Raw genomic sequence first — 6,748 nt, 5'->3', positions numbered from 1 at the left:
CAAATTAGCGGGTCGTGAGCTGTCGCTCCTGTAGGAAATCAATCGGCCGCCGGCAGCGGCCAGCCTCCGGCGCGTGGCCGGGGCACGCCTGCACATCGAGTGACGTGGGTTCGAGTCCCGCCACGGCCTCCCCATGAAGGGCCCGGTCCGCATGGACCGGGCCCTCGATCGTGATTGGCGGGGCGTCAGCCCTGGGGGCGGGCCACCGCGTGCTGGGGGCGGATGGGCAGCCGGCTGACCGGACGGCCGGTGGCCGCGCGGACGGCGGAGGCGACGGCGGCCGGGGAGACGACGACGGGGACCGCGCTGGCGGCCTTGGCGCCGAAGGGAGCGAGCACGTCGCGTTCCTCGACGAGCCGGACCACGCGGATCGCGGGCGCGTCGAGCGCCGTGGGCAGCGAATAGCCGGTCAGGCTGGGCCGCTTGATGACGCCGCGCGGCGCGCGGAGGTCCTCCATGAGGGCCATGCCGACGCCCTGGGTGACCCCGGCCTCGATGCGCGCCAACAGCTGCGCGGGGTTGAGGATCCGGCCGACGTCCTGGGCGACGGCCATCTCCACGACCCGGATCGCGCCGAGTTCGATGTCGACGTCGACCACGGCGCGCACGGCGCAGAAGGCGAGGCCCACGAAGGCGTCGCCCTGGCCGGTGTCGTCGAGCCCCTCGGTGGGGTGCGGGCGGCACTGGGCGGTGGCCCACAGCTCCTTGCCGGCCAGCTCCTCCTCGACGGTGGTGGAGAGCACCCCGTCGTACGAGGTGATCTTGCCGTCGGCGATGGAGAGCAGCTCCAGCGACATGCCGAACTTCCCGGCGAGCGGCTGCAGCAGCTGGGTGCGCACCATCTTGGCGGCGCGTTCGACGGCGCCGCCGGAGACCCAGGTGTGACGGCCGCGCGCGGCGGCGCCGGCCGGGGGCTGGTCGGTGTCGGACGGCAGGACGCGGACGTCCTCGACGCCGAGCACCTCCTGCACGATCTGCCGGGCGAGGGTGGCGAAGCCCTGGCCGGTGTCGACGGCGGCGCAGATGACGGTGGCGGCTCCGTCGTGGACGCGCACGGTGGCGGTGGAGACCTCGTCGGTGCCCTCGGCGCCGAGCATGTGGACCATGCCGAGCGCGTAGCCCACGCCGCGGCGCACCGCGCCCGGCTCGCCGGCGCCCTCCAGGCCGCCGGGGAGCAGCCATTCGGACTCGTCGTCGTCCATGGGCAGCGGCGGCAGGTCGGTGTCGCGCACGGCCTTGAGCAGTTCGCCGACGGGCGCCGGGCAGGTGACCGTCTGGCCGGTGGGCAGCAGGTCGCCGGTGCCCATGACGTTGCGCATGCGGATCTCGGCCGGGTCCAGGCCGAGTTTGGCGGCGAGCTTGTCCATCTGGCCCTCGTAGGCCGCGCAGACCTGCATCGCGCCCTCGCCCCGGACGTGGCCCGACGGCGGGTTGTTGGTGCGCACCGCCCAGCCCTCGACGAAGACGTGCGGCACGACGTAGGGGCCGGCGGCAAAGGCGACGGCCGCGGCCAGGGCGTCGGCGGAGGTGTCGGCGTACGCGCCGGCGTCGAGCAGCACCTGGGCCTCGACCTTGACCAGCCGTCCCTCGGCGTCCGCGTGGTGGCGGTAGCGCAGCAGCGTGGGGTGCCGGTGGCTGTGGCTGAGGAAGGACTCCTCGCGGGTGGCCACGAACTTCACCGGGCAGCCGGTCTTCAGCGCCAGCAGCCCGAGCGGGATCTGCACGCCGGAGTCCTCGCGGTCGCCCATCGCACCGGGCACGCCGGTGACGACGACCTTGACGCGGTCCTGCTCCAGGCCGAAGCAGGCGGCGGCCAGGTCGCGGTCGGTGTGCGGGTCGGTGGAGGCGACGTACAGCTCCACGCCGCCGTCGGGGCGGGGCACGGCGAGTCCGGCCTCGGCGCCGACCGGGGCCGGGTCCTGGCGGCCGACCCGGTACAGGCCCTCGACGACGACCTCGCCGACCGCGTCCGGGTCGCCGAACTGCAGCGGGATGTGCCGGATCAGATTGCCGTCGGGGTGCAGGGGGGGCGCCGAGAACGCCCGCTCGGGGTCGATGACGGGCTCCAGGACCTCGTACTCGACCTGGATGGCCGCGGCGGCCAGCCGGGCGGTGTCGGGGTGGTCGGCGGCCACGGCGGCGATGGCCTCGCCGTGGTGCCGGACGGTGTCCTTGGCGAAGACCGGACGGTCGGCGACCCGCCGGCCGTGCATCGCGTCGCCGGGCACGTCCTCGTGGGTCACCACGGCCCGCACTCCGGGCAGTGCGACGGCCTCGGAGGTGTCGATGGACAGGATGCGGGCGTGCGGGTGCGGGGAGCGCAGCACGGCCGCCCACAGCAGGCCCTCGGCCCACAGGTCGGCGGCGTAGGGGTACGTCCCCTGGGCCTTGGCCATCCCGTCGGTGGCGGCCAGGGACGCGCCGATGCCCTGCGGTGTGGACTGCTGCTCGGCGGCGCCGGTCGCGACCGTCGCGGGGGTGCCCACGGCCGGGGTGGCCGTCGCGGCGTCGGGGCCCGTCATCGCGCGTACCTTTCGCTGCCGCGAGGGGGGAGGTGGTGCCGGGTCAGGAGGTGCGGGGTGCTCACGCCGGGCCTCCGGAGGAGGGGCGCGGGTGCGGGACGCGGATGCCGTCGGCCGGGTCGCCCGCGGTGTCGTCCGCGGCGGTCGCCGCGGTCTCCTCGCGCTCGGCCACGACCTGGCGCACGGCCTCCAGGACGCCCTGGTACCCGGAGCAGCGGCAGAGGTTGCCGCTGATGGCCTGCCGGGTCTCCAGCTCGGTCGGGCTGTGGTTGCCCTCGAGCAGGTCGTGCACGGTCATCGCCATGCCGGGGATGCAGAAACCGCACTGCACGGCCCCGCACTCGGCCAGCGCGCGCTGGACGTCCGAGGGCCCGCCGGCGGCGGACAGCCCCTCGACGGTGCGGATGTCGCTGCCCGCGGCGGTCGCGGCGGGCACGAGGCAGGAGGCGACGAGACGGCCGTCGACCTTGACCGAGCACGCGCCGCACTCGCCCTGCTCGCAGCCGTCCTTGGCACCGGCGAGGCCGAGGCGCTCGCGCAGCACGTACAGCAGGGACTCGCCGAGCCAGGCGTCGGTGACCGGCCGGTCGGTGCCGTTGACGTTGAGGACGTAGGAGTCCACCGGGTGCTCGCTGTGCGCGTCGGCGCCGGGCCCGTCGCCGTGCTCCTCGGCCGCCTCCTCCGCCGCCGGGGGCTCTTCGGCGGCGAGGTCCGCGCCGTGGTCCGACGCGGGCTCCTGCGGGTGCGCGGTGTCCTCGCCGGGGGCCGGCTCGGACCGGAACTCCTCGGCCGCGCCGTCCGGCGCGGGGGCGGACACGGGCGGGAAGCCGTACTCACCGGACTCCCCGGAGGCGCCGTCCGGGGTGAGGGGCAGCGTCCACTGGCCGGTGGCGTCCGCGGGGAGCGCCCAGCCGCCGTCCGCTGCGACGCCGGGGCGCGCCGGCGGGGGCGCGTGCGGGGCGGCGGGGGCGGTCCAGGGCCGCGACGGGTCGGGGGTCGGCACGAAGGCGCCCACCGAGTACTCGCCGGAGTCGTCGGCGGTAGCGTCCTCGCGCACGACGGGGATCGCCCACGTGGTGGCCGCGTCCTCACCGGCGGCCGGGCCGCCGGGCCCCTCCGCGGGGGCGACCGTTATCGGCACGCCGGTCGGCTCGGGCGCGTAGCCGTGGCCCGGGGCGGCGAGCGGGTCGGCTCCGGGCTCGGTCATGGACAGCTGCGCCGCGAAGGACACCTGCATGGTCTGGTCGGCGTCGTACTCGCCGTGGGGCAGGGGCTCCCACACCCCGTGCCCAGGGGTGAATCCCCCGCCGTGCGGCAGGGGTGACCCCGCCTGCGGCTGGTCGGTCATGCGCCCGTCCGGTGTCCTGTCGTCGTACACGTCGTCACTCATGCCAGTGCCCTCCCCAGCGCGCGGCGGGCCAGTGCGGCCACCGTACGCCGCAGCTGGACGGCCGCGGGGGGCAGTTCGGGGGCCGTGGTGCCGTCCGGGGCCGGCAGGGGGTCGGGGATGCAGGCGGCGGCGACGTACTCGCCGAAGGCCGTGAGGGCCTCCGGTGCCAGCGTCCGCTCGCCGTCCCAGTCGATCAGCCCGGCGACCCAGCGTTCGGCCTCGAGCGGCCGCAGCGGCACCGGTGCGACAGCTCCCACCGCGCAGCGTACGCCCCGGCGGGCGGGGTCGAGGACGACGGCGACCGACGCGATCGCGCGGCCGGGTCCGGTGCGACCGGTGGCCTTGAGGAACGTCTGCGGCGCGTGCAGCAGCGGGACCCGGACGTATGCCAGGACCTCGCCCGGCCGCAGCGGGTCCATGGCGGTGAGCAGGTGACTGACCGGCAGCTCGCGGTTGCCGTCCGGGCCGGCGACGAGGACGGACGCCTCCAGGGCGGCCAGCACGGGCAGCGAGTCGCCGGTGGGGGCGGCGCCGGCGATGTTGCCGCCGAGCGTGCCCGCGTTGCGGATCTGCGGGGGCCCGGCGGCGCGGGCGGCGGCGGCCAGGGCGGGGATGAGCGCGGCGAAGTCCGGGCGGCCCATGCGGGCGTGGGTGAGGCCGGCGCCGAGCAGCGCCGCGCCGTCCGCGTACTGCCAGCCGCGGATCTCGCTGATCCGCCCGAGCCCGACCAGTCCCGCGGGGCGCAGCAGCCCGGAGTTCACGGCCGCCATGAGGTCGGTGCCTCCGGCGACGGGCACGGCTGTGGGCGTGGCGGCCAAGGCCGCCACGGCCTCGTCGAGCGAGGTCGGCAACGCCACATTGCGCGCTGCCTGCCGTGCGTACGTGCTCACGCAGCTGCCCCTTCCCCGGCTGTCCGCGGTGCGGTAGCCGTACGGTACGTGCTGACAGCCCGGACGTGGCAACTCTGGCACATCTTCCGGGGTGATCAACGCGAGGGTCGCAAAGGAGAACCCGCCTTCCGGATGGCACCCCGTCCGGTTTGCGTCTTTCTCCAGGTTGCGACGGGAATGGCCTCCTTCATGCGCCTTGCCGTGATTGGCCAGACCACCTTGCCATTTCCCGCGCCGACCGGCCCCGGGTTGTGGCAGGCCTCACACGATCGGGGGCGGCCCCTCGATCGGGCGTCCGATGACGCCCGGACGCCGCTGCCACGGCAGCGGACCGCCCGGCGGACGGTATTCGACCCCCAGTGCGTCAAGTCGCCCGTAGTGGGTGGTCATTCGCGCGGCGAAGCCCTCGTGGTCGCGGGCGGCGGGCCGGGGCAGCCGGCTCCAGACCGTCTCGGCGAAGGCGGCGAGCCTCGGGAAGGCCATGTAGTCCACCGCGCGGACCGAATCCATCGTCTCCGTCCAGATGTTGGCCTGCGCGCCGATGACGTGGGCGGCCTCCTCGGCGGTGAGGCCGTCCGGGACGGGCTCAAAGCGGTAGACGTCCTCCAGGGTGCGGACGTGCGCGATCGGCACCGGCTCGTCCTCGCCGTCCGACTGCCGCCAGTCCAGGTAGACCTGGCTCTCCGGGCACATCACGACGTCGTGCCCGGCCCGGGCCGCCGCGATCCCGCCCGCGTAGCCGCGCCAGGAGGAGACGGCGGCGCCCTCGGCCAGTCCGCCCTCCAGGATCTCGTCCCAGCCGATCAGCCGGCGGCCACGCGCGCTCAGCCAGGTGTCGAAGTGCCGGACGAACCAGCTCTGCAACTCGTCCTCGTCGCGCAGCCCCAGCTCCTTGATGCGGGCCTGGACGGTGGCGGAGGCGCGCCACTGGTCCTTGGGGCACTCGTCGCCGCCGATGTGGACGAACTCCGAGGGGAAGACCTCCAGGAGCTCGTCCAGCACATCCTCGTAGAAGCGCACGGTGGCCTCGGTGGGCGCCAGCACGTTCGGGTTGATGCCCCAACTGGCCAGCACCGGCAGGGCGCCGGTGTCGACGACGTCGGTGTTGCCGAGTTCGGGGTAGGCGGCGATGGCGGCCTGCGAGTGGCCGGGGACGTCGATCTCCGGCACGATCGTCACGTGCCGCCCGGCCGCGTACGCCACGATCTCGCGGAGGTCGTCCTGCGTGTAGTAACCGCCGTGCGGGCGTTCGTCCCACAACGGGGACTCCCGCAGCCCCACCTTGGTCCGGCTGCGCCAGGCACCGACCTCGGTCAGGCGCGGGTGGCGGCGGATCTCCACCCGCCAGCCCTGGTCGTCGGTCAGGTGCAGGTGGAGCACGTTCAGCTTGTGCGCGGCCAGCAGGTCGACGTAGCGCAGGACGACGTCCTTGGGCATGAAGTGCCGTGCCACGTCCAGCAGTACGCCGCGCCACGCGAACCGCGGGGCGTCCTCGACCGTGCAGTGCGGCAGGCGCCAGTCGCGCCCCGGCAGCGGCGCACGGCGGAAGGCGTCGGCCCCGAGCAACTGCCGTACGGTCTGGGCGCCCCAGAACACCCCCGCCGCTCCCCCGCCGGCGATGCGGACGCCGTCCGCGGCGGACACCGTCAGGCGGTGGCCCTCCGCGCCGAGGCGCCCGGTCACGTCGGGGTCGAGGCGGAGCGTGATCGTGCCGGGCGTGCCCGCGGGCGGCGGCGGCAGCGGGAGCCCGGTGGCGGCGCCCACCGTGGCGCGCAGCCAGTGCGCGGTCCCTTCCGTGCCGGGGCCGGCGTCCAGGGTGGTGCCGGGGCCCAGGTCGAGGTGACCGCCGTCGGCGTGCCGGTGCGCCTCGACGGGCGCCGGGATGAGGTCCATGGCGCCCATCCTGCCGCGCCCGCGGCAACTGGAATAGACCAATCGCCGATTTC

4 protein-coding genes are annotated in these 6,748 nt (G+C 75.3%); all 4 read right to left on the bottom strand.

What is annotated here, in order from left to right; translation table 11 throughout:
• Window positions 1-185: 185 nt before the first annotated feature.
• Window positions 186-2,522 (bottom strand): xanthine dehydrogenase family protein molybdopterin-binding subunit, encoded by a 2,337-nt coding sequence (locus ABZ312_RS31340; protein WP_500439234.1) that lies wholly within the window; start codon window positions 2,520-2,522, stop codon window positions 186-188.
• A gap of 61 nt (window positions 2,523-2,583) precedes the next feature.
• A complete protein-coding gene (locus ABZ312_RS31335; protein ID WP_500330076.1) occupies window positions 2,584-3,912 on the bottom strand; it encodes a (2Fe-2S)-binding protein in 1,329 nt (442 codons plus the stop codon).
• Complete coding sequence (locus ABZ312_RS31330) at window positions 3,909-4,802, bottom strand: FAD binding domain-containing protein (protein WP_499512111.1); 894 nt, start codon at window positions 4,800-4,802, stop codon at window positions 3,909-3,911. The genes ABZ312_RS31335 and ABZ312_RS31330 overlap by 4 nt, the downstream gene beginning before the upstream one ends.
• A gap of 261 nt (window positions 4,803-5,063) precedes the next feature.
• Complete coding sequence (locus tag ABZ312_RS31325; RefSeq protein ID WP_500330078.1) at window positions 5,064-6,695, bottom strand: beta-N-acetylhexosaminidase; 1,632 nt, start codon at window positions 6,693-6,695, stop codon at window positions 5,064-5,066.
• Window positions 6,696-6,748 lie beyond the last annotated feature (53 nt).

The sequence above is a fragment of the Streptomyces sp. NPDC006207 genome (assembly GCF_040613835.1).
Taxonomy (GTDB): Bacteria; Actinomycetota; Actinomycetes; order Streptomycetales; family Streptomycetaceae; genus Actinacidiphila.
Note: the sequence above shows the minus strand (reverse complement) of the source record. Positions and strands in the feature narration are given on the sequence as shown.